At 67.6% G+C, this 24,339-nt stretch carries 26 protein-coding genes and 1 pseudogene; 11 read left to right on the top strand and 16 right to left on the bottom strand.

The window, feature by feature from the left end; all coding sequences use genetic code 11:
• Positions 1-65 precede the first annotated feature (65 nt).
• The 3 genes from HQ325_RS05080 to HQ325_RS05070 form a co-directional block, all read right to left on the bottom strand.
• Positions 66-851 carry an ABC transporter ATP-binding protein gene (locus tag HQ325_RS05080; RefSeq protein WP_222626986.1) on the bottom strand — a complete coding sequence of 262 codons (786 nt, stop codon included), beginning with the start codon at positions 849-851 and terminating at the stop codon, positions 66-68.
• Complete coding sequence (locus HQ325_RS05075; protein ID WP_374107185.1) at positions 848-1,840, bottom strand: FecCD family ABC transporter permease; 993 nt, start codon at positions 1,838-1,840, stop codon at positions 848-850. The genes HQ325_RS05080 and HQ325_RS05075 overlap by 4 nt, the downstream gene beginning before the upstream one ends.
• Before the next feature lie 74 nt (positions 1,841-1,914).
• Positions 1,915-2,961 (bottom strand): ABC transporter substrate-binding protein, encoded by a 1,047-nt coding sequence (locus HQ325_RS05070; RefSeq protein ID WP_308014258.1) that lies wholly within the window; start codon positions 2,959-2,961, stop codon positions 1,915-1,917.
• A 235-nt stretch (positions 2,962-3,196) separates the two neighbouring features.
• On the opposite strand from HQ325_RS05070, the gene HQ325_RS05065 reads away from it, so the two are divergent.
• Both HQ325_RS05065 and HQ325_RS05060 read left to right on the top strand, forming a co-directional pair.
• Positions 3,197-4,147 carry a permease gene (locus HQ325_RS05065; RefSeq protein ID WP_285187616.1) on the top strand — a complete coding sequence of 317 codons (951 nt, stop codon included), beginning with the start codon at positions 3,197-3,199 and terminating at the stop codon, positions 4,145-4,147.
• Entirely contained in the window at positions 4,144-4,863 is a 720-nt protein-coding gene (locus HQ325_RS05060; protein ID WP_222626985.1) for a TIGR03943 family protein, read from the top strand. Before HQ325_RS05065 ends, HQ325_RS05060 begins: the two co-directional genes overlap by 4 nt.
• A gap of 37 nt (positions 4,864-4,900) precedes the next feature.
• Here the strand turns inward: HQ325_RS05060 and HQ325_RS05055 are convergent, their stop codons facing one another.
• The 3 genes from HQ325_RS05055 to HQ325_RS05045 are packed head-to-tail and all read right to left on the bottom strand — an operon-like array spanning position 4,901 to position 5,870.
• A complete protein-coding gene (locus HQ325_RS05055) occupies positions 4,901-5,191 on the bottom strand; it encodes a YrhK family protein (protein ID WP_308014257.1) in 291 nt (96 codons plus the stop codon).
• Positions 5,192-5,200: 9 nt separating this feature from the next.
• Entirely contained in the window at positions 5,201-5,347 is a 147-nt protein-coding gene (locus HQ325_RS05050) for a hypothetical protein (RefSeq protein ID WP_197027715.1), read from the bottom strand.
• Complete coding sequence (locus HQ325_RS05045; RefSeq protein WP_222626984.1) at positions 5,331-5,870, bottom strand: zinc-binding dehydrogenase; 540 nt, start codon at positions 5,868-5,870, stop codon at positions 5,331-5,333. The genes HQ325_RS05050 and HQ325_RS05045 overlap by 17 nt, the downstream gene beginning before the upstream one ends.
• A gap of 23 nt (positions 5,871-5,893) precedes the next feature.
• Between HQ325_RS05045 and HQ325_RS22350 the strand changes: the two are divergent.
• Together HQ325_RS22350 and HQ325_RS05040 are read left to right on the top strand one after the other, a co-directional pair.
• A pseudogene (locus tag HQ325_RS22350) lies at positions 5,894-5,992 on the top strand (TetR family transcriptional regulator); the annotation flags it as partial.
• Positions 5,993-6,028: 36 nt separating this feature from the next.
• Complete coding sequence (locus HQ325_RS05040) at positions 6,029-6,406, top strand: hypothetical protein (protein WP_308014345.1); 378 nt, start codon at positions 6,029-6,031, stop codon at positions 6,404-6,406.
• A 16-nt stretch (positions 6,407-6,422) separates the two neighbouring features.
• Here the strand turns inward: HQ325_RS05040 and HQ325_RS05035 are convergent, their stop codons facing one another.
• Positions 6,423-7,148 (bottom strand): YoaK family protein, encoded by a 726-nt coding sequence (locus tag HQ325_RS05035; RefSeq protein WP_222626983.1) that lies wholly within the window; start codon positions 7,146-7,148, stop codon positions 6,423-6,425.
• Positions 7,149-7,355: 207 nt separating this feature from the next.
• Between HQ325_RS05035 and HQ325_RS05030 the strand changes: the two genes are divergently transcribed.
• On the top strand, positions 7,356-8,309 hold the full coding sequence (locus HQ325_RS05030) for a manganese catalase family protein (protein WP_222626982.1): 954 nt from the start codon (positions 7,356-7,358) through the stop codon (positions 8,307-8,309).
• Positions 8,310-8,370: 61 nt separating this feature from the next.
• On the opposite strand, the gene HQ325_RS05025 is transcribed toward HQ325_RS05030, so the two are convergent.
• The 7 genes from HQ325_RS05025 to HQ325_RS05000 all read right to left on the bottom strand — a co-directional run bounded on the left by HQ325_RS05025 (position 8,371) and on the right by HQ325_RS05000 (position 16,836).
• The gene (locus tag HQ325_RS05025; RefSeq protein ID WP_222626981.1) at positions 8,371-9,501 is read right to left on the bottom strand and encodes an NAD(P)/FAD-dependent oxidoreductase; all 1,131 of its coding nucleotides are present in this window, start codon (positions 9,499-9,501) and stop codon (positions 8,371-8,373) included.
• The gene (locus HQ325_RS05020) at positions 9,498-9,695 is read right to left on the bottom strand and encodes a ferredoxin (RefSeq protein WP_222626980.1); all 198 of its coding nucleotides are present in this window, start codon (positions 9,693-9,695) and stop codon (positions 9,498-9,500) included. Before HQ325_RS05020 ends, HQ325_RS05025 begins: the two co-directional genes overlap by 4 nt.
• A complete protein-coding gene (locus tag HQ325_RS05015) occupies positions 9,692-10,894 on the bottom strand; it encodes a cytochrome P450 (RefSeq protein WP_222626979.1) in 1,203 nt (400 codons plus the stop codon). The genes HQ325_RS05020 and HQ325_RS05015 overlap by 4 nt, the downstream gene beginning before the upstream one ends.
• Positions 10,884-12,431, bottom strand: coding sequence for a bifunctional 3-(3-hydroxy-phenyl)propionate/3-hydroxycinnamic acid hydroxylase (locus HQ325_RS22345; protein ID WP_308014256.1), 1,548 nt, complete (start codon positions 12,429-12,431; stop codon positions 10,884-10,886). Before HQ325_RS22345 ends, HQ325_RS05015 begins: the two co-directional genes overlap by 11 nt.
• Positions 12,428-13,363 carry a fumarylacetoacetate hydrolase family protein gene (locus HQ325_RS22340; protein ID WP_261777679.1) on the bottom strand — a complete coding sequence of 312 codons (936 nt, stop codon included), beginning with the start codon at positions 13,361-13,363 and terminating at the stop codon, positions 12,428-12,430. The genes HQ325_RS22345 and HQ325_RS22340 overlap by 4 nt, the downstream gene beginning before the upstream one ends.
• A complete protein-coding gene (locus HQ325_RS05005) occupies positions 13,360-14,526 on the bottom strand; it encodes a VOC family protein (protein ID WP_222626977.1) in 1,167 nt (388 codons plus the stop codon). Before HQ325_RS05005 ends, HQ325_RS22340 begins: the two co-directional genes overlap by 4 nt.
• An 87-nt stretch (positions 14,527-14,613) precedes the next feature.
• The gene (locus HQ325_RS05000; protein ID WP_308014255.1) at positions 14,614-16,836 is read right to left on the bottom strand and encodes a GGDEF domain-containing protein; all 2,223 of its coding nucleotides are present in this window, start codon (positions 16,834-16,836) and stop codon (positions 14,614-14,616) included.
• A 309-nt stretch (positions 16,837-17,145) separates the two neighbouring features.
• On the opposite strand from HQ325_RS05000, the gene HQ325_RS04995 reads away from it, so the two are divergent.
• From HQ325_RS04995 to HQ325_RS04985, 3 genes are all read left to right on the top strand, one after another.
• Positions 17,146-17,340, top strand: coding sequence for a hypothetical protein (locus HQ325_RS04995; protein WP_222626976.1), 195 nt, complete (start codon positions 17,146-17,148; stop codon positions 17,338-17,340).
• A 27-nt stretch (positions 17,341-17,367) separates the two neighbouring features.
• The gene (locus HQ325_RS04990) at positions 17,368-18,030 is read left to right on the top strand and encodes an SDR family NAD(P)-dependent oxidoreductase (protein WP_222626975.1); all 663 of its coding nucleotides are present in this window, start codon (positions 17,368-17,370) and stop codon (positions 18,028-18,030) included.
• A 307-nt stretch (positions 18,031-18,337) separates the two neighbouring features.
• Positions 18,338-19,198, top strand: a complete 861-nt coding sequence (locus tag HQ325_RS04985) for a helix-turn-helix transcriptional regulator (protein WP_222626974.1) — start codon at positions 18,338-18,340, stop codon at positions 19,196-19,198.
• A gap of 58 nt (positions 19,199-19,256) precedes the next feature.
• On the opposite strand, the gene HQ325_RS04980 is transcribed toward HQ325_RS04985, so the two are convergent.
• Complete coding sequence (locus HQ325_RS04980; protein WP_222626973.1) at positions 19,257-19,613, bottom strand: VOC family protein; 357 nt, start codon at positions 19,611-19,613, stop codon at positions 19,257-19,259.
• Positions 19,614-19,786: 173 nt separating this feature from the next.
• Between HQ325_RS04980 and HQ325_RS04975 the strand changes: the two genes are divergently transcribed.
• From HQ325_RS04975 to nhaA, 3 genes are all read left to right on the top strand, one after another.
• On the top strand, positions 19,787-20,659 hold the full coding sequence (locus tag HQ325_RS04975; protein ID WP_222626972.1) for an alpha/beta fold hydrolase: 873 nt from the start codon (positions 19,787-19,789) through the stop codon (positions 20,657-20,659).
• 147 nt (positions 20,660-20,806) lie between these two features.
• Entirely contained in the window at positions 20,807-22,594 is a 1,788-nt protein-coding gene (locus HQ325_RS04970; RefSeq protein WP_374107184.1) for a BCCT family transporter, read from the top strand.
• A 25-nt stretch (positions 22,595-22,619) separates the two neighbouring features.
• Complete coding sequence (nhaA, locus tag HQ325_RS04965; protein ID WP_222626970.1) at positions 22,620-23,942, top strand: Na+/H+ antiporter NhaA; 1,323 nt, start codon at positions 22,620-22,622, stop codon at positions 23,940-23,942.
• Between the two features lies 1 nt (position 23,943).
• On the opposite strand, the gene HQ325_RS04960 is transcribed toward nhaA, so the two are convergent.
• Positions 23,944-24,327, bottom strand: coding sequence for a MerR family transcriptional regulator (locus tag HQ325_RS04960; RefSeq protein WP_222626969.1), 384 nt, complete (start codon positions 24,325-24,327; stop codon positions 23,944-23,946).
• Positions 24,328-24,339: the final 12 nt, after the last annotated feature.

Genomic DNA, 24,339 nt, shown 5'->3' with positions numbered 1-24,339 from the left:
TCGCCGCGGACCCGGACCTCGATGACGCCGGCGCCGAGGAACCGCCCGGGACAGCGACCCTGCGGTCACCCGGCGGGAACGCGCTGCACCGCTCCGGGTTCGAATCGGACGTGTACACGCCCGCCGGGCGCGTCGACCGAGACGCGCGCCCGCACGTCGTAGACGTCGGCGATCAGCTCCTCGGTGAGCACGTCCTCGGGGGTACCGCCGGCGACGACGCGGCCGTTCTTCAGCACCATCACCCGGTCGCAGAACATGGCGGCCAGATTGAGATCGTGCAGGGCCACCACACTGGTGACGGGCAGCCGGGCGACCAGTGCCAGGATCTCGAGTTGGTGGTGGATGTCGAGGTGGTTGGTCGGCTCGTCGAGCAGCAGTTCGCGCGGCTGTTGCGCCAGCGCCCTCGCGATGTGCACGCGCTGGCGCTCGCCACCGGACAGTCTGCGCCACAGCCGATCCGCTTTGTCCTCGAGACCGGTGTGCGCCAGAGCCTCGTCGACGGCGAGCTCGTCGCCGTCGGATCCGCCGAACATGCCGCGGTGTGGGATCCGCCCGAGCCGCACCACGTCTCGGACCGTGACGTCCACGTCGGTGTGCGTGTCCTGATCGACGACGGCGACGGCCTTGGCCACGTCGCGGCGGCGCAGGGACGACACGTCGTCGCCGTCGAGATGCACCACCCCCGACGTGGGGTTCGTCGCTCCGGACATCAGCTGCAGCAGCGAGGATTTGCCCGATCCGTTCGGACCGAGCAGCCCGACGACGTCCCCCGGTTCCGGCGTCAGGGTCACACCGTCGACCACGAGTGCGGCGCCTCTCTTCCACGAGACGTCCCGTGCGTGGAGGGTCATCGGTCCCGACCTCGCCTCGCCATGATGACGATGAAGGCGGGAACGCCCACCAGTGCGGTTCCCACTCCCACCGGCAGTGGGGTGGGCGCGAACGCGACGCGCGAGACCGCGTCGACCCACACCATGAAGATCGCGCCGATGATCGCGGTCGCCGGAACGAGGCGACTGTGGTTCGGACCCACCAGCAATCGCGCTGCGTGGGGCAGCACCAGACCGACGAAGCCGATGGCTCCCGCCACACTGACCAATGTCGCGGTGACCAGGGCGGTGCCTACCAGCAGCACGAGTCGCACTCGTCGGACGTCGAATCCGAGCGAGGAGGCGACGGAGTCACCGAAGGTGAAGGCGTCCAACACGTACGCATGGTGAGTGCACAACGCCACGCCGACCAGGGCGACGCCGGCGCACAGGGCCACGTCGTTCCAGCGCACACCCTCGAACGATCCGAGCAGCCAGAACATCACGCCACGCGTCTCGTCGGAGTCGGCGAACGCGAAGATGAGAAAGGACGTGAGGGCCGAGAACAACTGCGTCGCGGCCACACCCGCGAGAATGATGCGGTCGGTGCCGTTCCCGGCGAGCCGGCCGAGGAACAGCACTAACCCGAAGGCCAGCAGGGCACCGACGAACGCGCCGCTCGACAACCCGAACGCCGCTCCCCCGATGCCGAGCACGCCGACCACCACGGCGCCGGTGGAGGCACCCGACGAGATCCCGAGGATGAACGGGTCGGCCAGGGGGTTGCGCAGCAACGACTGCATGACGACACCGCAGATACCCAGTCCGACACCGCTGGCCGCCGCGACCAGAGCACGGGGCAACCGCTCCTGCCAGACGATCGCGTCCTTGGACATCTTCACGGGAACGTCCGCGAGACCGAGGTGATTCAGCACGATGTCGCGGACGTTGACCATCGAGATGTTCGCCGGCCCCAGAGTGATGGCGACCAGTACGGAGAACACCACGGCAGCGAGCGCGCCGATCGACACCGCAGCGACGCGGACCGTGTGTCCCCGACCACGACGCGGGGTCGTCGGGGACCCGGTGTCGAGGACGGCGGAGGTCAGGACGACAGTCCCATCTCGCGGAGACCGGCCACCATCTTCTCGACGCCGTCGACGGTGCGGATGGAGGGGTTCATCTCGGCGCCGTGGAGCGAGACGTAGCGCTTGTCACGGACGGCCTGCATCGTGCTCGTGACCGGATCGGACTCGAGGAATGCGATCTTGTCGGCCAGGAGGTCACCGGGGAATCGTGCTCGCGTGAGATCTCCCAGCACCAGCACGGTGGGATCACGGTCGACGACCGTCTCCCAGCCGACGGCGGGGAAGTCGTCGGTCTGGTCCGCGAAGACGTTGGTCGTTCCGACAGAGGTGGCCAGGAGGTTCGCCGCGCCCAGACCGCCACCGACGTACGGGCTCTTCGTGTCGGCGAACCAGAATGCCACCGTCACACCGTCGGTCGTCGTCGGAGCCGTCGCGGCGGCCATGCGCTCCTTCAGCTCGGCGACGAACTCCGCGCCGCGCTCGTTGACGTCGAAGACGGCCGCGAGCTCGGTGATCTCCTGGTACAGCGAGTCCATGGTCAACGGGGTGGTGCGCGTGTTGCCGCCGTTGACGCTCAGGCCCTTGTCGCAATCGGTCGGCGAGAGGTACGTCGCGGTCGAGGTCTCGGTGAAGCGTGACCGCTCTGCGACGCCGCCCTGCCTGAAATGGCGACCGAAGGAGGCGGTCACCAGATCGGGTTCCGCATCGACGACGACCTCGTAGGTGGGCGCGTTGTCGGCGAGCCGGGGCACGCCGGCGTTCGCGTCGGCGAGTTCGTCCAGCACCGGATCGGTCCACGACGCCGTGCCCACGATGCGGTCCGCGAGACCCAGCGACAGCAGGATCTCGGTGGAGTCCTGATCCAGCGAGACCACCCCGGTCGGGGCCGAGTCGAACGTGACCGTCTCACCGCAGTTGTCGACGGTCAGGGGATACGTGGTGCCGCCGTCGGTGGTCGCGGCCGCGGTCTCGGTCACCTCCTCGGACGCGCCGCAGGCGACGAGCGAACCGAGAACAAGGGTGGCGGCGGCGAGAATGCCGACGCGCCGAGCAGCGTGCACCACAGACGATTCCTTCGTGTGACAGCGAGAAGCCGCCGACATACGCCGGCGGCCCACCACACGACGGTGTGGAGTTAGCACAGGCTAACCTGCGGTACTCGCGCGGCGAAATCGGCCGACCTCGCGAGTGCGTCTGCGGTCGGCCTAGGGTGGCTCCATCGACGACCACAGCACAGCGGCGGATCCGGGCGACGGAACCCCCGCGACGGAGACGCGGGCCAGGTCCGCCTCCACCCTGGTGTTCGTCGGCATCGTCCTGGTCACCGCACTGCTCGCCGTGCCCGTGTCCGACGTGGTGATGTCGAACGCGCGGGCGAGTACCGCGGCAGCGATCTTCGTCGGCGTCGTCGTGCAGGCAATTCCGTTCCTCGTACTCGGGACGCTCGTCAGCGGAGCGATCGCCGCGTGGATCACCCCTGCCATGGTGCGGCGGATCCTGCCCCGCAGAACGCCGCTGGCCATCACCGCTGCGAGCCTGTCCGGCGCGGTGATGCCGGGGTGCGAGTGCGGATCGGTCCCCATCGCCCGTCGACTGCTGGACCGCGGTGTGCCCGTCGGCCCCGCGCTGGCCTTCCTGTTGTCCGCACCCGCGATCAACCCCGTCGTGCTCGTCTCGACAGCCGTCGCCTTTCCGGGCGAACCACGAATGGTGGTGGCGCGAGCGCTCGGATCGCTCGCGACGTCCGTCGTCGTCGCAGGTCTGTGGACGCGCTTCGCGGATCCGACGTGGATCACGCGCCGGCTCGCCGAGGCGAGAAGCCCGGACGAGGACGCGCCCCGCTGGGCGGTGTTCGCCGAGTCGGCCAGAGCGGACCTCCTGCAGTCCGCTGCCTACCTCACGTTCGGAGCGCTGTTCGTGGCGATGCTGAACGTCGTCGTTCCGCAGAGCGTGTTCGATACTCTGGCAGGACAACTGATGCTCGCCATCGCAGCCATGGCCGTCCTCGCCGTCGTGCTCTCGGTGTGCTCGGAGGCCGACGCCTTCGTCGCCGCGAGTTTCTCCACCCTGCCGGCGCTCCCGAAGCTGGTGTTCATGGTGGTCGGCCCGGCGATCGACGTGAAGCTCTTCGCGATGCACGCGGGAACGTTCGGACGCACGTTCGCGGTGCGCTTCGCACCGGTCGTGTTCTGCGCGGCGGTTCTGTGCGCGTGCCTGGCCGGCGTACTCGTCCCGGGACTGTCGTCGTGAGCCGGGAGACGCAGAACCTGATCCTGGTGTTTCTCGGCATAGCCGTCCTGAAGACCACCCTCGACGGCACGTACGTCCGCTACGTCAAACCTGGGCTGGGTCCGTACCTGATCGTCAGCGCGGTGGTCGTCCTCCTGCTGGCGGCGGCGGCGATCGTCTCCGACATCAGGGCAGGCGGTGTGCGCGAGCACGACGACGGTCACGCGCACTCGCACCGCATGCCGTGGTTGCTCCTCGCTCCGGCGCTGGTCGTCCTGTTTCTCGCGCCCCCTGCGCTGGGACCAGGATCGTTCGTACAGCGCCAGGCGGAACCGCCGAGCACCGTCGCGGGCGGGCGAGCGTTTCCCCCGTTGCCGGCCGACGGCACGCCCGAATTGACGATGATCGACGTCCTGCAGCGCGCCCGGTCGGACACGGCGGGCACACTCGACGACCGCGAGATCGCGGTCCGCGGATACGCGATGCCCCGCGAGGACGGCGGCGTCGATCTGGCGCGCATCCTCATCATCTGCTGCGCCGCCGACGCCCGGACGACGAGGCTGCACCTCGTGGGTCCCGGCACCGAGTCGATGCGCAGCGCGGGTGCCGATCAGTGGTGGATCGTGACAGGTTTCGTGGTCTCGGGCAGCGCCACCGAGGACGATCGGTGGACGCCGGACCTCCGGGTGACAGCGGTGACACCGACGGAGGCGCCGTCGAACACGTACAGCTACTGAACGACGTCGTGGACACGGTCGTCGAATCGTCCCGCTGTCAGAAGTCGAGGCTGTCCACTCCGTCGGTCGCACCGCGTACTCGGCGAATGTGCACACGTCGACACAGGCGGATGACAGGACGGATCAGAAGCTCGATGCTTCCGAGGAGGAAGAGGACAGTGCCGATCTCGGTCGTCGACTCACTGAAGAACAGCACGCTGCCCACGATGAACCACACCGCGATCGCGATGTCGTTGACGATACTGACGACTTCCCATCGCTGACGGACGATCAACTCGTCGTGCCCGATGGTGAGTGTCAGCGTCCTTCCGCTGGTGTCGATACCCACGATCGTCGATCAGGAGTCCGTGTTCGCGTCCCCCGGGTGCGGCACGTTCTCCTCGTCGACGTAGGCCGTGTGCTCGGTGTCCTGCTCGTGCTCGCGCGGCCCGTCGTTGCTTCCGGCGGCGGGAACGGCGTCCGCAGCATCACTGGGCATCGTCATCGTGGGGTCCTGCTCTCTGATCGGTGGTCGGGTCACACCGTGGATGCCCCGCGTCCCGATTCGGCAACCCTCGTGCGGGTGTGGCGTCGCCGGTCAGATCACTCATCTCGAGCACGAAGCGATAGCGAACGTCCCCGGCCTCGAGACGGTCCAGAGCGGTGCCGACGAAAGCGGACGGCAGTACCTCGACCTGTGCGGTGATGCCGTGTTCGCCGCAGAAGTCGAGCATCTCCTGCGTGCTCCGGCGACCACCGCTGCCGGACGAGGTGACCGACTTGCGACCGACCAGGAGGTCCACCGTCTCGATCGAGACCGAGCCGAGGTGGCCCACCAGACAGAGGGCCCCGTCGAGTGCCAGGCTCGCGAGGTACGGCTTCGGATCGTGAGCGACCGGGATGCAGTCGACGACGAGGTCGAGTCCGCCACGCACCGTGGCCATCGCGGCATCGTCCGTCGACAGGACGGTGTGATGGGCACCGAGCCCGCGCGCCTCCTCCGCCTTGGCCGACGAGGTGGTGAACACGGTGACCGACTGCCGAGTTCGCCGAGCACGGGATCGCCGGGGCGCGCGTGGACCGCATCGCCGGGAACGCCGCCATCAACAAGTCGCAGATCTATGCGTACTTCGGCAGCAAGCAGGCGTTGTTCGACGCGGTCTTCGACCATCGGGTCGACGTCGACATGGCGGACATGCCGCTCGACGCGGACGATCTGCCCGGATACGTGGCGGCCCTGTACGACATGTATCTGAACGATCCCGAGCTGGTGCGGCTGCTCACGTGGGCGCGGTTGGAGCGGACTCCGATCGGCCCGCTGTTCGCACACCGCGAGGATGCGAGTCGTGTCGAGCTGAACGCCATCCGGGACGCACAGAAGCGGGGCGTTCTCGTCGACGACCTCTCGGCGGAGGATCTCTGGTCGATGCTGGTGTCCCTCGCCGCCACGTGGGCGCAGTCTGCGATCGTCCACACCGCACACGCGGGTGAGAGCGCGTCCGATCACGACCGACGACGGGCAGCACTGGCCGCGACGGCGCGGAGAGCTTTCCGCGCGATCTGAGCCGGCGGGGTACCTGTCAGCCGAAGACCGTCTGCCGCTCGGTGTGCGTGAACGTGAAGATGGTGGCGCCGAAGCTGAACACCGCGGCGAGCAGAAGCACCTGGGGGCCCGTGATGACCACACCGACGAATGCGCCGATCGCACCACCGAGCGAGAACGAACCCAACAGCATCACGTAGCAGACCCAGTCGTAGCGGGTGCCGCCCCCGAACAGATGGCGTTCGATTCCCTGACCGAGCTTGACCAGCGTTCCGGTGACGTAACTCAACGGAATATAGGTCTCTTCCTTCTTGGTGAAGGCGGTGTTCAATGCACCGAGCGCGAAAGCGATGAGAAGGATCGGATAGAAGTTGACGTCGGCGGACGACCAACCGGACAGAGCGATATCGATCGATCCCGCTGCCGCGAGCGCGATCGTCGTCACCACGGTGGCACCGTGCGGATGGTTCGACCAGTACTTCCGCCGGCAGATCGATGCGATGACGACACCGAGCAGGAACGATCCCATCAAAGCGAGTGCAGCCCAGGGAGATGCGCCGGGCGCCACCTCCTTGCCGGCGGGTTCCCCGAAATGACCCACAACCGCACGTTCGGTATTTCCCGTCATGAAGGTGACGAAGTATCCCGCGGAATGCAGAAATGCGACCGCGCCGACCATCCCGGCGAGGCCGGACAGAATCCAGGACAACCGGGCTTCCGGGCCCACTGCGGTGTCACGACTGATCGCCATAGGAGAGGTCATACCTGTCATTCTCCGGACGAAATGTGCTCGGACGACTCCGTGAGGCGTGTATCACAAAACAATAAATGCGCGTAACACCAGTGAAACGTGGTGAGTCACAACAGCCTTCCTCGAAGACTGGAACACCACCGAAGGATTGAGGGTGGTCAGATGCGGGGCACCCGTGCTGCGTGGGCGGCAGTTCCGCCCCACGCCTGAGGAGGCCCCATGTATCTGCACGTACAGAAGCTGATCCACGACATCGTTCCCGACGAGCCCGATCCCGCCGCAGCGAACGCACTGCAGGAGGGTCTCGGTGGCCAGTTCGGCGAGATGCGCACGATGATGCAGTACCTGTTCCAGTCGATGAACTTCCGCGGTGCCGCGGCCAAGCCCTACCGGGACCTGATCCAGGGCATCGGTACCGAGGAGATCAGCCACGTCGAACTGATCGGCACCACGATCTCCCGCCTGCTCGACGGGTCGCCCCGATACCAGGGCAAGCAGAACGATCCGCTCGACACGCCGGGCGCAGGCGGCGCGGTGCCGCTGAACATCGCCCTGTCCGAGGGCAACATCCATCACCACCTCGTCGGTGCTCAGGGCGCGATGCCCGTGGACTCGGTGGGCAACCCGTGGAGCGGCAGTTACGTCTACAACTCGGGCAACCTCGTGCTCGATCTGCTGTACAACCTCATGCTCGAATCGACGGGGCGCCTACAGAAGTGCCGCATGTACGAGATGACCGACAACAAGACCGCCCGGTCCACCATCTCCTACCTCATCGTTCGGGATCAGGCGCACGAGAACGGATACGCGAAGGCACTCGAGACCCTGGGGGTCGACTGGAAGAAGACGTTGCCGATACCGAAGACGAACGCCGAGCAGTTCCCCGAGGTGAAGAAGCTCGTGGAGATGGGCCTGCAGAGCAAGCAGTACACCTTCGACCTCACCGGCGCGTCCGAGGCGGGCCGCATCTACCAGGGCATGTCGCCGTCGAAGGACGGAACGGATCTCGATGCGAGCGAACAGGCGCCGGCGGGGGCACCGTTGGACATCGCGCCCGAGCGACCGGAGGAGTTCGCACCCGGACTCGATCCGGAGCTCATGGAACTGATCCAGCAGACCGCGGAGATGGAGATGGCCGACATCGACGCCACGTTCGGCGAACTCGGGAAGTGATCTGACAGTTCACCGACGCGGCACTGCACGAAACCTGTTCGCGCAGTGCCGCGTCGGGGGATCACGCCGCCATACGACGGAGCAACCCGACAGCCTTCTTCATCCCGTAGGCCACGACGGTCCTGCGGCCGCTCTCGTGTGTCCATTCCAGAAGGGCCGATCCGTCCTCCACCGAGCCTTCCAGCACGGTGGGTGCGCCGACGAGGGGCAGCGGTCCGACGACCTTGATCGACAGACCGAGCACCTCCGTCCAGAAATAGTCGTCGGTCGGCGCGCACCGGGCAGGGACATCCAACGCGGACGCCGCGGCCACCCTGCCCTGCGCGATCGCGTTCGACCAGAACGGCGTCCGGCGCCGTAGACCGTCCTCGCCGACGGTCCGAGCGACATCCCCGGCGGCGTACACCCCCGGAACCGCTGTCGCACAGCGCTCGTCGATGTCCACACCGCCGCCGTCACCGATCCCGGTGCCGTCCAGCCAGCGTGTACCCGGAACTTCTCCGGCACAGGTCACCACGAGATCGGCCGTCGACTCGTCGTCGTCGATCCGGACCCCACCCACCGGATCGCCGAGCAGGTCGACAGGTCGGTCCACTCGGCGGACCTCGACGGCCCGAGCAGCCGCCCGCGCGGCGATCGCGTCGGACAGGAACGGGCCGAGTATGCGGTGCAGCGGTGGGTCCACGTCGACCACGGTGACCGCGATGTCACGGGATGCGCAGGCACTGACCACCTCCATGCCCAGGAACCCTGCGCCGACGACGATCGCGGACGTCGCCGTGTCCAACCGGTTCCGCAGCAATCTCGCGTCGGCGAGGCTGCGCACCACGATCTCACCGTTCTGCTCGGGCGCTGCGAGTCGGCGTGCATCCGCGCCCGTCGCCACGATGAGGGCGTCGTACGGAACGTCCGCACCGTCCGACAGGGCGATCGTTCTCCGCTCGACATCGACTCCGGTCGCTTCCGCGGTGACGGACGTCAGATTCAGGTCGGACAGATCCCAGGCATCGGACGCGCCGACTCCCTCGGCGAGAACTCGTTTCGACAGTGGCGGCCGTGCGTAGCAGCCGTCGGGATCGCGTCCGATCATGGTGATCGGACCGTCGTGACCGAGCGCACGGAGTTCACGTGCCGCGGTGCACCCGGCGATGGAGTCGCCGACGATCACCACTCGGCGTTCGGCACCGCTCACGTGCGCTCACGCAGAGCCGCGACGGGGCAGACACCCACGGCGGATCGAGCACCGGACACCAACTCGTCCGGTATGTCCGCGCCGTCGTAGGCGTGGTGCAGCTCGCCCTCGTCATCGAGGCTGAACACCTCGGGAGCCTGCTCTGCGCAGATGCCGTGTCCCTCGCATCGATCCCAGTCGACATCGACGATCATGATGGTGTCCTTTCTGCTGCGACCAGTCTCAGTGGGAGCCGATCGAATCTGTGGATGACGTTGTTGACTGCGCGCGAGGGAGTTCCGGCCGGTTCGATGCGCTCGACGCGCTCGGCCAGGACCCGCAGGATCGTGGACGCTTCGAGGCGAGCGAGACCCTGGCCGGCGCACCCGTGCACTCCCGATCCGAATCCGAGTTGGCGCGACGCGTCCCGGGTGATGTCGAACGAGTCCGGGTCGTGCCATTCACGCGGATCACGGTTCGCCGAGGCGTACAGCACCAGTACCCGGGCGTCCCGCGGGATCACCACACCGCCGATCACCTCCTGTCGCACGGCCCGGCGCGAGAACGCACGGATGGGCGACTCGTACCGCACCACCTCGTTGATCGCGTTGGGAATCAGAGCCGGATCCTCGCGAACCGCCTGCCATTGATCCGGGTGCTTCGAGAAGAGATGGAGTGCACCGGAGATGGCGCCGATGGTCGTGTCGAGGGACGGACCGAGATAATCGATCATCAGCGCCGGGCACTGTGACTTCTCGATGCGGCCCTCGTCGGCAGCGGCGAGGACATCCGCGCCCATGCTGCCCGGCAGCACCGACCGTTCCTCGACCACGCGTCGGGAGTAGGCCATCATCTCCGTCGCTGCTCTGGTCGCCGCCACGGAGTGCCGGTTCAGTGGACCGAGCGCATCGAATGTCGCTCCGGCCCAGCGCAACAACTCGTCGCGGCCATCTTCGGGCCAGCCGACGAGATCAGGCACGATCGAGGTGGGTAGCGCCGTGGCGAGGTCGTCGACCCCGTCGACCCACCGCTTCGCGATCGCCGCGTCGACGATGTGCTCGGCCTTCTCCTGCACCGCCGAGGCCATCTTCCGGACGGCCTTCGGAGTGAGCCGATGCGCGAGCACCGAACGCTTCAGGGTGTGGTCGTCGCCGTCACTGTTCAGGGTCGTACCCCGACCGAGCCTGTTGGCGACGGGGTTCAGGGCGACTCCATCGCCGGAGATGAACGTCGCGTCGTCGAGCAGTACCTGTTTGCACTCCGCGTAGCGCGTGACCGCGTACACCTTCTGACGAGACAGCCACACGACCGGACCCAGCGCACGCATCTCTGCGTAGTGCGGGTACGGATCGAGGATGGCGGCGGTGGAGTAGATGTCCTGCGTGTACCGCGGGATCGCCGTGTCAGTTCTCATCGGCACGTCCGATCTGATTCGGGGGGAACGGATGTGGAGAAGGGGGTATGAGCGTGTGCAGGGCGGACAGGGACCGCGCGGTCGCCATCACGGTCCGGTCGGGACGGACCAGGGCCGCGGACACACGTCCGCCACGCAACCATCTGCCGTGGTCCGACCCGGGGCTGACCAGCAGGATCTCCGCGCCACGGCGCGTGATCTCCTGACGCTGAGCGGGTTCGGGCACCACGGCGGTGACCACTGTGAACCGATACGGGGCGACGGCATCGAAGCGCACGCCGCGCTCCGTCGGTGCGTTCGGACACAACGTTCCCTCGAGCCGACGCGGCGACATCGACCCCCGTCGCACCAACGCCGATGGATGCAGGCGCGGGGTCGCGCTGTCCGTGACGAGGGAAGTCAGACCGGGAACGCGCGTGAGCATCGGAAAGGCCCGGCGCCGCAGGCCGGCGACACGTTCGCCGCCGCCGTTCATCGCCCAGCCCACGGCGACGGCCTGGCGAATCATGGCCCGCGCGTGCGGCACTCGTTCCTGCTCGTACGTGTCGAGTGCCTGCTCGGGAAGGGTGCCGCGCAACACACCGGCCACCTTCCACGTGAGGTTGTAGGCGTCTCGCAGTCCGGCACCCATGCCCTGACCGATGAAGGGCGGTGTCAGATGCGCGGCGTCTCCCAGCAGGAAGACCCGTCGATCACGCCACCGGTCCGCGATCTGGGCACGGAAGGTGTACTCCGTGACCCGGACCAGCTCGAGATCGGCGTTCGGAGCGCCGCGTAGCCACGGATCGAGCAGGGGTGTGAGCGAGTCGAGATCCGAGTAGTCGTCGACGGTCTCGTGTTGCAGCAGCTCGAACTCCCACCGGTAGCGAGTGGCGCCGATGCGCATGAACGTTCCCGCGCGGTGTGGATCGCAGAGCTGATGCACCCCGTCCCACAGACCCGGGTCGACCGGGCTCGACACGTCGACGACGAGCCACCGCTGCTCGGGCGCCAGAGTCTCCATGGAGGTTCCGAGTGCGGCGCGAACAGCGCTGTTCGCACCGTCGCACCCGAGAACGACGTCCGCGGTGACGGCGCTGCGTTCACCCGTGGCGATGTCTCGCAGGACCACCTCCACGTGGTCCTTCATCGTGGCGACGTCGATGATCTCCACACCACCGCGAAACTCCACATGCGGGTCGTGTGTCATCGCCGTGCGCAGGATGCGCTCGAGTTCTGGCTGGTCGAACATGTTGGCCGGCGGGAAGCCGTGGGGGCGAGACTCCGGGTCACGCTCGAACTCGGCGATGGTGGCCATGTCCGAGTCGACCAGGCGCAGGCCGTGTCCGGGGCGAGAGATGTCGGTGAACGCGTCGGCGACGCCCAGATCGCCGAGGATGCGGTGCACCTCGTCGTCGAGGTGGACGGCACGCGGCTGCGGGAAGATGTCCTCCCACCTGTCCAGCACGAGCGTCTCGACACCGTGCCGAGCCAGCAGCGAGGCCGCCACCATGCCGGTGGGTCCCGCGCCGACGACGACGGCCGGGTGGTGCGTCACGCGTACCGCACCGTCGTGCGCTGCATCCCCAGGTCGAGCATCGCGTCGTCGGTGGCGATGGTCACCTCCACCACGTCGCCGTCCTGCAGGTACGCCGGGTTGCTCGCCTGCTTCTTGAAGAAGGTCTTCCACTTGACCGCCGGCGGCACCAGGGCGCCGATCATCTCGATCACCTTCGCCGGCGCCTTCAGCGCAGTTCCCCCGGGCGTGCCGGTCAGGATCAGGTCGCCCGGGTCGACGCGCTGGAATCCGGTCAGAGTGCGCAGCGCCTCCATCGGCTTGTAGATCATGTCGGCGACCGTACTGTTCTGCCGGATCTCCCCGTTGACGCGCAGCATCAACCGGAGCTGATCGAACCGCGCCAGGTCGCCGTCCTCGAGAATCAACAGGACCGGGCCGACGGGGGTGAATGTGGGGTACGACTTCGCCTCGTAGAACTGGGTCTTCGGCAGCTGGACGTCGCGTGCCGACACGTCGTTGGTGATGACCAGCGCCGCGATGTGTCGAGCAACCGTCGTCTCGTCGACGGCGGACCCCACCGGAAGGGTCGCTCCCACCACGAGCCCGATCTCCACCTCGTAGTCGAGCAACGTGACGTGGGCCGGCCTGACGATGTCGGCCGCGGGGCCGCTGATCGACCCGGACGACTTGCGGAAGAAGGTCAGCGGCACCGTCTCCGGGTTCATGCCGGAGTCCTTGACGTGTGACACGTAGTTGGTCATCTGGGCCACCACCCGACACGGTGCGGTGACGGGCGAGACGAGCTCGAGTGAGGCCACCGGCACGGTCTCGGCGCCGGCCGCGGCGGCATCGACGGCCGAACGGTCGGCGAGCAGCTCCGCGGTGGTGACTGCCGCGGTGTCCACCCGAACAGCACCCTCGCGGGTCTGCACCCACCATGCGTCGACGGTACGGAGAACGGCAATGCTCATGACGAGGCTACTTTCATCAGGCCGAGAAGGCGTTCGGAGTCGAATTCGTTGTCGCTGCGCAGTCCGGTGAGGATGGAGCGCAGTTCGGAGAGTGATCGCCGGTTCGGAGCGATTCCCAGGAAGTCCTTGCTGGCGGGCGGCCCCCACTGCGCGAGGCCGGATGCCGTCATCGGCGCCCAGCCCGGATCCAGCGTCGCATCGAAACGGTCACCGTCACTGAAGTGCTCGACGAGGAACCCGTCGGGATCACGCCAGTAGTCGAAGATCTGACTGCCCTGGATGTGGCGGCCGATGCCCCAGGAGTGCCGATACCCGCGTTCGGTCAGATAGCGACTGCCCGCACCGATCGCGTCCAGATCGCACACCTGGTACGCCGAGTGGACGTAGCGGTCCGACGGACCCAACGTCATCGCGAGGGTGTGATGGTCGGTCGGTTCGGACCCCCGGTCGCAGCGGATGAAACTCATGACCGGGCCACGGTGACGTTGCCCGTCGTAGTAGAGGAAGTCGCTGACGATCAGTCCCAGGTGTTCGAGGTACCAGTTCAGGTTCTCGAGGTAGCGCGTACGTTGCAGCACCACGTGACCGAGCCTCTCCACGAGCGCCGGCTCGTGCGGAGGACGCTGGGTGCGGTTGGTGCGGGTGATCCGCGAGGCATCGAGCGCCCCGAAGTTGTAGTCGTGGGTGCGTTGTCCCGGCAGTTGCCGACCGTCGTCGAGGTCGGCGACCACCCGGACCGGCTGACCGCTCGGGTCGGTCACGGTCACCCCGATCCCCCCGATCGAGTCGGGCAACCGCTCGGCTCGGTGGCCCGTGACCTCGGCGAGACGAAGTACGTCGGCGGACTCCGCAGCGCGGAACGCAGCGCCGACGTAGGACGTCCGACGCCCCTTTCGGATGATCACGCACGGCGCCCGGTCGGCGAGACCCCGCAGGTGCAGCTCGTCGTCGGTCCGCACGGTCACGCGGAATCCGAACGCCTCCGCGAACGTCTGCGCACGGTCCAGATCGGGCTTACGGAACTCCAGCCATGCGATGTCCTGAACCTTGATCACCGGATTCGCGGCGCGTCCGGGATGCTCGCCGGGCAGCGCGCCCTGATCGACGTGCATCCCCTGATGCCCGTCGACGTCGCGGATCCGGTGCGCGTGGTCGATCGTCATGGCCGCTCCTGAAGTAGGTGATCACATCGTCACTCATGATCGGACACCCAGTCAAGAGTTTCTGATGAAATCATCACCGAGTGCGGTTCACACCGGGCCCGCCGCCTGCTCGTGCAGCAGGGCCGTCGTGCGGGCGACATCCGCGGGGCGGCCGAGAAGGAAGCCCTGCACCAGATCGCACCCGGCGGCGGCGAGCGCCTCCCACTGCTCGAGTGTCTCCACCCCTTCCCCCACCACGGTCACGTCGTAGGCCTTGGCCAGCAGGACGATGGCGGACACCACGGCCCGCCCACGCGGGGTGCTCACCGCGTCGATGTACGCCTTGTCGATCTTGAAGCTCTCGAACACCGGGAACCGCTCGAGGTAGGACAGGCTGTTGTACCCCTTGCCCACGTCGTCGAGCAGCAACGCGACGCCGAGGTCGCGCAGCGCGGAGAGGTTCGCCGCGACGCGGCCGGTGTCGGCGAGCCAGACGGTCTCCGTGATCTCGAGACCCACCTCGCCGGGCAGTGCACCCGTCTCGCGGAGGGTTGCGGCTACGCGCGCAGGGAACGCCGGGTCGCGCAGCTGCAGACCGCTGATGTTGACGCGCACGCTCACGTCGCAGAACCGGCGCCACTGCACCACCTGGCGGCAGGCACTCCCCAACGACCACTCGCCCAGCGGGGTGGTGAGGCCGGTGCGCTCGGCGACGGCGACGAATTCCGACGGCGCGATGGGGCCGAGGCTCGGGTGCGTCCACCGAGCGAGTGCCTCCACCGCGACGATGCGTCCCGTCCCCACGTCGACCACCGGCTGATAGTGCAGCGACAGTTCGTCACGGGCGAGCGCACCGCGCAGATCGACGGACAGCGTGCGCACGCGGTCGGCGTCGTAGAGGTCGTCCGGGTCGAACACGGCGTACCCACCGGCACCGGTGTCCTTCGCGCGGTACATCGCGAGATCGGCACGCCGCAGAAGTTCGCGTCGAGTCGAGTCCCGTTCGGAGACAGCAACACCCATGCTCGCGCTCACCGGCGTCGGCGCGCCGTCCAACGTGGACGTCGTGGCGAGAGCGGTGAGCACGTGGGCGGCCAGCCGTTCGGCATGGGAATCGTCCTCGACTCCGCTGCAGACGATCAAGAACTCGTCACCGCCCAGCCTGGCGACCATGTCCTCGGGGCGAGTCGCCGTGACCAGCCGGCGAGCGAAGCGGACGAGCGCACGGTCCCCGGCGTCGTGACCCAGGCTGTCGTTGATGATCTTGAAGTCGTCGACGTCGAGCAGCAGCAGGGCGACGGATCCGTTCTCGTCGGCGAGCGCGGAGTCGATGGCCTCGTAGACCAGCGCTCGATTCGGCAGTCCGGTCAGCGGGTCGTGCATGCTGCGACGGTGCAGCCTTCGATCGAGGTCGACTCGTTCGAGCGCCCCTGACAGCACCCCGGCCACCGCGGACAGGAAGGTCAGCTCACCCTCGCCGACCACACCCGGCTCGGTGCCGAAGACGATCAGCGCACCCCACTGGCCTGCTCCGGTGGTGATGGGAACCGCTGCGCCGCTGCGATAACCCATGAGGTTCATCGCCGAGACGTCGAACCGCGATTCCTCCCTCGTGTCGACGCACACGGTGGCCTCGTGGTGCGCCAGGGCATACCCGGAGAGCGAACCGGTTCCGGCCGCGATCACGACGTCGGGTCTGAGTTCGCGGGTGACCGCGTCGAAGCGCAGCGTCCCGGCGTCCTCGACGCTTCTGGCGACGGCAGCCGACTCGACGCCGACCACCGTGGCCGCCGTGCTCGTGGCAGCCACCAACAGCGACGGCATGTCGGCGGAGACCGCGAGACCGCTCAGTTCCGCGAGAGCACGATGTTCGGCTGCGGAGCGCAGCGCCGAACGGGCTGCAGCGACGAGATCCGCGTCCCGACGGTGACCGTGCGTGCGGTCGCGGATGATGGTGGCGATCAGGTCGGGCGTACCTCGAGATCGACGTACGACGAAGGTGGACAGTGCCACCGGGACACCGACGTCGGTGCCGAAGTGTCGAAGTTCGGTCCGCCCCTGCCAGTGTCCGACCGTCCGAAGCGCCGCTTCGACGTCGTCGGCGACCTCGAGCCCCCGCGTGGTGAAGACCTCCGCGGTGGTGACACCCGCAGGCGGCAGCGCTGCCAGACCGAGGAGTGTCAGCCCCACCGGGTTGACGTGGACGACCGCACCGGAGAACTCCGACAGCATGATCATGTCCGGAGATTGTTCGAGCAGCGAGCGCAGGACGGCAGCGTCCAGCGCCGGGTCGGTCACGACAGACAGCGCGAGAGCGTGGGCATCCGACACAGCATGGTCTCGTCGAGCACGATTGACAAACTTCTCCTCGACGACCGTCGGGTGCCCTACCGAAGGGTGCCTCGTCGACTGTTCCCGTCGCTCGCACCGTTCCCGGCGGTCGCTCCGCCTCGACCACCGTCCCGCTGCGCGAGCAGACGGCGGCGCTGATGTCGCGTCGCCTGCGGGTGGTCATGGCTGCCTGCGTCCTCGTCACCACGGCCGTGATGTCCACCTACCCGTTCATCGTCCCGCTGCTGACGAAGCGTGCGGGCCTGTCCGCCGAACTCCTCCCGGTGGGTCTCGCGATCTTCGGCGTCGGTGCCGTCACCGGCACACTCGGCAGTGGCCGGCTCGCGGGCCGTCGGTGTGTCCGGCCCGGCCTCGTTCCCGGTCGTCGGCGCAGCGTTCGCCGCCGCGCTGCTCGTTCCGCTGGCTACCCTCGTGATCATGGCCAGGCACGCAGACGGCCACCGCGCCGGCGCCACCCCGCATCACGACGCGCTGGTGTCCTGACTTCCACTCGATCAGAGGAGTACGACCATGACCACGATCGCCATCATCGGTGCGGGTGAGGGACTCGGAGCCGCTGTCGCTCGCCGCTTCGGCCGCGAGGGGTTCTCGGTCGCCCTGATCTCGCGAGAGCAGGGCAATGTCGACCGCATCGCCGACTCGCTGGGCGATGCCGGGATCACCGCCGCGGGCTTCGCGGCCGACGTCCGGGACCCCAAGTCCCTGACCACCGCGCTCGACTCGGCGGCCGAGCGACTCGGACCGATCGAGGTGCTGCAGTACAGCCCTGTCCCGGCAAGGGAATTCATGAAGCCGGTCCTCGAGACACGCGTGGCCGATCTCGTCGGTCCGGTCGAGTTCTCCATCTACGGACCCGTCACAGCGGTGAACTGGGCACTGCCGGGAATGCGGTCGCTGGGACGCGGCACCGTGCTGTTCGTCAACGGAGGCAGTGCAGTTCGTCCCGGCGCGACCGTTGCCGGGACCTCGGTCGCCTTCGCCGGCGAGAGTGCCTACGCCCAACTGCTGCACGACGCACTCGCACCGGAGGGGCTGCACGTCGGTCAGCTGATCATTCCGCGGGGCATCGGCGCGGGCGAGCCGTCCCACGAACCGGACGCGCTCGCGGAACGGCTGTGGACCATGCACACCGAGCGCGGCGAATTCCGCACGTTCGCAGCACCTCTCGACTGACCTTCTCCACGAGAAGTGCCCTGCGGGTACACCCTTCATCGGGGACTCCCTCGACCGCCGACGCGGGTGTCGACTGGAGACATGACCACGTCCGTGAAGGCGTAAGCCGCCACCGCAGCAGACGAGCCACTGTCCCGAGCCGAGATCGAGGTCATCTCCGCAGACAAGATCGACGAGGCGTGGAACGCGTGCTCGCCTCCGATGTCCGCCACCGGTTCGTCAACGACACCGCGACGCTGGCCTGACCGCGCGAGGGATGTCATGACAGGGCCTCCCTCATCGCCTCCGGTCGTCCTACGCTGGATTCATGGACTCCAAGGCCGAGGTTCGCGAGTTCCTCATGACCCGCCGCGCCAGGCTGACACCGGAGGCAGCGGGCATCACGACCAGTGGTACCCGTCGGGTGGCCGGCCTGCGTCGCAGCGAAGTGGCGTCGCTGGCCGGCCTGTCGGTCGAGTACTACGCCCGCATCGAGCGCGGCGCCATCGGCGGTGCATCGTCGTCGGTGCTCGACGCGCTCTCACGCGCCCTGCAGCTCACCGACACCGAACATGCGCATCTGCTCGATCTCGCTCGCGCAGCCGACGGTGTCCCCACGTCGGGACGCCCCCGTCGCAGGGCGGAGCGCATCGCCCCACCTCGCATCAGCCTGCAGTGGGCACTCGACTCCATCACCGACGGCGTCGCCTTCGTGCGCAATCGACGGCAGGATCTGCTGGCCACCAACGAACTGGGCAAAGCGTTCTACGCCCCCGTCATCGGGGAAGGCGGCCGGGTGCCCAACCTGGCTCGGTTCCAGTTCCTCGATCCGCTGTCGCGGGAGTTCTATCCCGACTGGGACCTGTTCGCGCAGATGTGCGTCTCCATCATGCGTGCGGAGGCCGGCCGCGACCCGCACGACAAGGGCCTGCAGGACCTCGTCGGCGAACTGTCCACACGCGACGAGACGTTTCGCAGGCTGTGGGGAGCACACGACGTCCGCACTCACGGCGCCGGGACCAAACGCTTCCACCATCCCGTGGTAGGCGAGATCCACCTCGCCTACGAGGAACTGGTGATCACCGCGGACCCCGGTTCCGTCCTCATGGTCTACACAGCGGAGCCCGGATCCCCGAGCGCGGATCGACTGCGACTGCTGGGGTCCTGGTCGACTGAAGCAGCCCGCTGATCGTGTACTACCGACCCCGGAATCCGGGGTCTCGATTCCACTGTCGTCATCGCGTCGTTCAGGACGACGCCCACACACCCAGCACGGTGCCGCTCGGATCGGCGAAGTGGAAGCGTCGTCCACCCGGGAAGTCGTACGGGCCGGACACCACCGATCCGCCTGCCGCCTCGACCGCCTCGGCCGATGCGTCCAGGTCGTCGGAGTAGAGCAGCACGAATGGTCCTCCCGCCGGCGCGGGGGTCTCGACCACGGCCAGCCCACCGACCTCGGCGCCGTCGGCTCCCACGATGCCTGCGTACGTCGGGCCGTAGTCGACGAACGTCCATCCGAAGGCCCCCGCGTAGAAGGCCCGAGCGACTGTCAGGTCGGTGACCGACAGCTCGATGTAGTCGATGCGGTGGTGCCTGGTCGCCATTGCCCGATCATGCCGGTCGAGCACGCCGGCGCGTGTCCTTCCGCGGGACCTCTGTCGCCGAGTGGCAACCCGCCGACCGCACGAGTAGTGTCCTCCCACGGTGTGCCGGGAAGTCTGGTCGGCGGTCGCTTCCGCGACCCCGAACGACGTCCAGCAGGAAGAGGCACCTCGACATGTTGCTCGCCGTCGACACGGGCACGTACCGGACCACAGCAGGCCGAGAGGCCGTGCAGGAATGGTGCCGACGCAGACTCGCCGACTGGTCCACGCCGCACACCGTCCGCACGATCGACACGTCACTCGGCTCGACCGTCATCACGTCCGTCGTTCGACCCGACGCGCAGCGCACCGTCGTGGTGGTGCCCGGCGAGCTGTCCTGCGGGGCACTTCTGACGCCGCTGATCGATGCGATGCCCGACGCCACGGTGCACGTCGCCGACATGCCCGGCCAGCCCGGGCTCAGTTCGGGGGTGCGCCCGCGCCGAGGCCGGGCCTCGGCCGACTACGGTCGCTGGCTGGAGGACACCCTGACGCAGATCGGCGCCCCGCGGCCGGTTCTGCTGGGCATCGGGAGCGGCGCCGCGGCGGCGCTCTCCGCCACCTGCCGATCGTCGGTCGGCGCGATGGTGCTGGTCCGTCCCGAAGGCATCGTCCCGGTCTCTCGCCCCGATGGGCGGCTCCTGCGACGCCGCACGTCCGCGCACGGCACCTCCAGGGCGGTGGCCGCACTCGGCGGGCAGAATTTCCGTCCGGACGACGACCTGGTGGAATGGCGACTACTGGTGTCCACGCACTGCGCCGGAATGCGCGCGGATCGCCACATCTCGGAGCGGCGGCTCGCGGAGTGGAGCCACGCGGTGCCGCTCGAAGTGGTGGCGGGATCGTGTGATCCGGTGCTCGACCACCGTCGACTGGACGACCAGGTGTGGGAGATCACCGGTCGGGACACGACGGTGCTCGACGACTGCGGTCACCTCCCGGAACACGAATGCCCGCGGGCGCTCACCGCCGCGATCGAGCGGGTCGATCGACGGGTCCGGACGTAGCGGATTCGCGTCCACCCCGGCCTCACCGCCATGATCGACTGACCGATCGTCTATTTCTCAGGATGTGAACAAGTGAATTCAGTACGATCCGCCTGGCGCGGAATACGCAAACCGGTATTCATTCCCGCGTCCGCGATCATCGTCGCCATGATCGTTTTCTCCGTCATTTTCGCGGGCACCGCTGCCGATGCCTTCGAGGCTCTCAACGGGGCGATCACCGACGGCGTCGGATGGTGGTACATCCTCACGGCAACGGGATTCGTCGTCTTCGCTCTGTACTGCGGCGCCAGCCGTATCGGCAACATTCGCCTCGGCCGCGACGACGAGAGCCCCGAATTCGGTGTCCTCTCCTGGTTCGCGATGCTCTTCAGCGCCGGTATGGGTATCGGACTGGTGTTCTACGGCGTCGCAGAACCGTTGTCGCACTACATCACTCCCCCGGTTGCCGGGGGTGTCGACGGATCGACCGACGCGGCCGCCAACCAGGCCATGGAGCTCACCCTGTACCACTGGGGTCTGCACGCATGGGCGATCTACGTCGTCGTCGGTCTCGGACTCGCATACATGACCTACCGCAAGGGCCGCCCCCTGTCGGTTCGCTGGCTCCTCGAGCCACTGCTCGGACGGCAACGGATCGAGGGGGGAATCGGCCACGCCATCGACGCGATCGCCATCATCGGAACGTTGTTCGGCGTCGCGACCTCACTCGGCTTCGGCGTCCAGCAGATCTCGGCCGGCTTGTCCTACCTCGGCTGGGTGGAGACGAACAATTGGCTGACCATCGCGCTGATCGCCTTCGTCACGTTGCTTGCCACGTACTCCGTCGTGTCCGGCGTGTCGAAGGGCCTCAAATGGCTCTCGAACATCAACATGGCGCTCGCGGCCGGTCTGGCCCTGTTCGTCCTCATCGCCGGCCCGACGCTGTTCCTGATGCAGTCCTGGGTGCAGAACCTCGGTGGATACGTCCAGGCTCTTCCGGAACTGATGCTCCGTACCTCCCCCTTCGCCGAGGACGGATGGGCCGGCGCCTGGACCATCTTCTACTGGGGTTGGTGGATGAGCTGGGCACCGTTCGTCGGAATGTTCATCGCCCGTATCTCGCGCGGCCGCACGATCCGCGAATTCGTCTTCGGCGTGTTGCTGGCGCCGACTCTCGTCGGCTCGCTGTGGTTCACCATCTTCGGTGACTCCGGAATCCTCCGTCAGCGCAACGAGGGCACCATGCTCGCCGACGACGGAACGGTCGGCACGGACACGAGCTTGTTCCAACTTCTCGACGGTCTCCCGTTCGCGACCATCACGAGCGTTCTCGCCATCGCGGTGATCGTGTTCTTCTTCGTCACGTCCTCCGACTCGGGCTCGCTGGTCATCGACATTCTGTCCACCGGCGGTGACCTCGACACACCGAAGATCACCCGCGTCTACTGGACCGTGCTCGAGGGCGTCGCCGCCGCGGTTCTGCTGCTGATCGGCGGATCGGGGTCACTCACGGCCTTGCAGACGGCCTCGATCGCGACCGCGGTGCCGTTCTCGATCATCATGGTGCTGGCCTGCGTGTCACTCCTCAAGGCTTTCCGCTACGAGGTGGCCACCACGCCGTCCTACGTCCGGATCACCCCTGCCGGGGATGCACTGACCGTGGACGGCGCGACTCCGACGAGACGGCCGGAGCGCGGGGGCATCTCCACCACGTTCGCCGGTCTGTCGCCGTCGAAGGACGGCCTGTCCACTCCGTCGGGGCTCCTCGCGGTCCAGTCGGTACCGCAGAGCCGACTCCAGATCGACCCGGACACGGGCGCCGTTCAGTACTCGGAGCACGACGAGCCGGTGGATCCCCTCGGCGGCGAGGTCTTCGACACACCTGAATTCGCCGACTCGGCCGAAGGCGAAGCGCACCAGCGCCGTACCGACGCCACCCCGTACGACAACTCCTGATCGTCAGAGCACCGAAGGGCACCCCATGACGTCATCCTCGCCACCCCCCACGCGTCGCAATCTGCTGGCGCGCGGGTCGTGGTCCGAAGCATCGCGAATCTCGGACGTGCTGCGCAAGGAAACCGTCGGGGGTGCCCTTCTCCTGGTCGCCACGGTCGTCGCTCTCGTCTGGGCCAACTCACCGTGGTCGGCCGCGTACGACACACTCATGGCGACACGGGTCGGCCCGTCCGCGCTCCACCTCGATCTCACACTCTCCACCTGGGCCGCGGACGGCCTGCTCGCGATCTTCTTCTTCGTCGTGGGGCTCGAGCTCAAGCGTGAGTTCGTCGCCGGGGACCTCCGCGACCCGGCGCGTGCGGCACTGCCCATCGCAGCCGCGGTCGGCGGTATGGCGGTGCCCGCGCTGATCTTCGTCATGGTCAATCTCCGCACCGGGGACGGTGCGCTGCTGGGGTGGGCGATTCCCACCGCGACCGACATCGCCTTCGCGGTCGCCGTTCTCGCCGTCGTCAGCACGCATCTCCCGCTCGCCCTGCGCACCTTTCTGCTCACGCTGGCCGTCGTCGACGATCTCCTCGCGGTGACGGTGATCGCGATCTTCTACACCGCCGACCTGAACTTCGTGGCGCTCGGCGCCGCGATGATCCCGCTCGCCCTCTTCGCCGTCGCCGTGCAGCGACGGATCCGGTCGTGGTGGATTCTCATTCCCCTCGCCGTCGTCACCTGGGTTCTCATGCACGAGTCCGGCGTCCACGCCACGGTCGCCGGTGTGCTGCTCGGATTCGCTGTGCCGGTGATCCGCAGCCGCGCCGCCGGGGGTCCGGAGGCCGGACCAGGTATGGCCGAACACTTCGAACATCGCATTCGGCCACTCTCCGCCGGTGTCGCGGTGCCGCTCTTCGCTTTCTGTGCCGCCGGCGTGACCGTCGGCGGCGTGTCCGGCTTCTTCGAGGCGCTCGGCGACCCGATCGCCATCGGTATCGTCGCCGGTCTGGTCGTCGGCAAGACCATCGGTGTGCTGGGCACCACCTATCTCGTGTCCCGCTTCACCCGTGCCACTCTCGATGCCGGACTCGCGTGGCGCGACGTGTTCGGCGTCGCCGTTCTCGCCGGTATCGGTTTCACCGTCTCACTGCTGATCGGCGACCTCGCGTTCGGCGAGAGCACCGAACGAGACGATCACGTCAAGGTCGGCGTGCTTACCGGATCGGTGATCTCGGCGTGCATCGCCGCCGTGATTCTGCGCAGCCGCAACCGCGAGTACAAGCTCATTCACGAGGAGGAGACCCGCGACGACGATCACGACGGCATCCCCGACGTGTATCAGCGCCGCGAGGAGAGCTGACTCAGAGTTCGGTGACCGGCCTGCGGGCCGCGAGCAGTGCGGCGAACTCCTCGCCGTAGGCAAGGTGGCGTCGCAACGTCTCACATCGGTCCAACGCCTTGTCGTGACACTGGTCGACGAACTGTGTGGCGACAGAACGTTGCTCGTCGTCGGACTCGTCGTTCGCGAGGACGTCGAGGGCCGCGAGCAGCTCGCCCATCTCGGCCAGCGTGAACTCCAACGGCTTCATACGCCGGATCACCAGCAATCGCTCGACGTCGGCCTCGGTGTAGAGCCGGAATCCACCGGCCGACCGCGCCGACGGGACGACGAGACCGACCGAGTCGTAGTGGCGCAGTGTGCGAATGGACAGGGACGTGCGTTCGGCGACTTCACCGATCTGCATGCTCTCGCCCAC

The organism is Rhodococcus sp. BP-349, assembly GCF_019835845.1.
Classification (GTDB): Bacteria; Actinomycetota; Actinomycetes; order Mycobacteriales; family Mycobacteriaceae; genus Rhodococcoides.
The sequence above is the reverse complement of the archived record's forward strand: the minus strand, read 5'-3'. Positions and strand labels throughout refer to the sequence as shown.

What these genes read in the sequence shown, in the direction of transcription:
- HQ325_RS04970 (WP_374107184.1), top strand. Translation starts at nt 20,807, where the DNA reads ATGATCGTTTTCTCCGTCATTTTCGCGGGCACCGCTGCCGATGCCTTC.
- HQ325_RS05035 (WP_222626983.1), bottom strand. Translation starts at nt 7,148, where the DNA reads ATGACCTCTCCTATGGCGATCAGTCGTGACACCGCAGTGGGCCCGGAA.
- HQ325_RS04960 (WP_222626969.1), bottom strand. Translation starts at nt 24,327, where the DNA reads ATGCAGATCGGTGAAGTCGCCGAACGCACGTCCCTGTCCATTCGCACA.
- HQ325_RS05050 (WP_197027715.1), bottom strand. Translation starts at nt 5,347, where the DNA reads ATGACGATGCCCAGTGATGCTGCGGACGCCGTTCCCGCCGCCGGAAGC.
- HQ325_RS22340 (WP_261777679.1), bottom strand. Translation starts at nt 13,363, where the DNA reads ATGAGCATTGCCGTTCTCCGTACCGTCGACGCATGGTGGGTGCAGACC.
- HQ325_RS05020 (WP_222626980.1), bottom strand. Translation starts at nt 9,695, where the DNA reads ATGATCGTCGATGTCGACTGGGATCGATGCGAGGGACACGGCATCTGC.
- HQ325_RS05015 (WP_222626979.1), bottom strand. Translation starts at nt 10,894, where the DNA reads ATGAGAACTGACACGGCGATCCCGCGGTACACGCAGGACATCTACTCC.
- HQ325_RS05030 (WP_222626982.1), top strand. Translation starts at nt 7,356, where the DNA reads ATGTATCTGCACGTACAGAAGCTGATCCACGACATCGTTCCCGACGAG.
- nhaA (WP_222626970.1), top strand. Translation starts at nt 22,620, where the DNA reads ATGACGTCATCCTCGCCACCCCCCACGCGTCGCAATCTGCTGGCGCGC.
- HQ325_RS05005 (WP_222626977.1), bottom strand. Translation starts at nt 14,526, where the DNA reads ATGACGATCGACCACGCGCACCGGATCCGCGACGTCGACGGGCATCAG.
- HQ325_RS04975 (WP_222626972.1), top strand. Translation starts at nt 19,787, where the DNA reads ATGTTGCTCGCCGTCGACACGGGCACGTACCGGACCACAGCAGGCCGA.
- HQ325_RS05040 (WP_308014345.1), top strand. Translation starts at nt 6,029, where the DNA reads ATGGCGGACATGCCGCTCGACGCGGACGATCTGCCCGGATACGTGGCG.
- HQ325_RS04985 (WP_222626974.1), top strand. Translation starts at nt 18,338, where the DNA reads ATGGACTCCAAGGCCGAGGTTCGCGAGTTCCTCATGACCCGCCGCGCC.
- HQ325_RS04990 (WP_222626975.1), top strand. Translation starts at nt 17,368, where the DNA reads ATGACCACGATCGCCATCATCGGTGCGGGTGAGGGACTCGGAGCCGCT.
- HQ325_RS05080 (WP_222626986.1), bottom strand. Translation starts at nt 851, where the DNA reads ATGACCCTCCACGCACGGGACGTCTCGTGGAAGAGAGGCGCCGCACTC.
- HQ325_RS04980 (WP_222626973.1), bottom strand. Translation starts at nt 19,613, where the DNA reads ATGGCGACCAGGCACCACCGCATCGACTACATCGAGCTGTCGGTCACC.